Consider the following 418-nt stretch of genomic DNA (forward strand, 5'->3'; position numbering starts at 1 on the left):
GTTATCCACCACGCGTTCCTCTTCAGCTTGTAAGAGAAGCGTTGGCGTGGCGTCATCACCCGCACCGGCTAACACCTGTTCGCCAGCCAGAATACTTTCGCGTACCCAATGGTAGGTCGGCCCACCGACGCGAATCGTTGGGTCATCAGCATAGAAGCGTAAGTTACGTCGATATCGCTGTCTGCTGTGGGTCAGTACGTTGATAGCAAACGGCAACGCGCGCCAGCGCCCGGTGCCTATTGCATAGCCATCACGGAAACGTGGATGCGCTTCGGCCCAGTTGAGGATCTGCCGTGCCATAAATGACGGCATACGAATCACGATCCCAAACATTGGCGCAGTTAGCGCAATGGCGTCACATACACCTGGATGGCGTTGCAGAAATAATGTGGAGATCGCACCGCCCATCGAATGTGCC

General features: G+C 55.7%; 1 protein-coding gene. It reads right to left on the reverse strand.

Translation table 11 applies throughout. The annotated features are described in order from the left end of the window. The coding region (locus C1I93_RS31015) for an alpha/beta fold hydrolase (protein WP_146603633.1) at positions 1-418 on the reverse strand (418 nt) is incomplete at both ends.

The organism is Micromonospora endophytica (genome assembly GCF_003236305.1).
GTDB lineage: Bacteria > Actinomycetota > Actinomycetes > Mycobacteriales > Micromonosporaceae > Micromonospora > Micromonospora endophytica.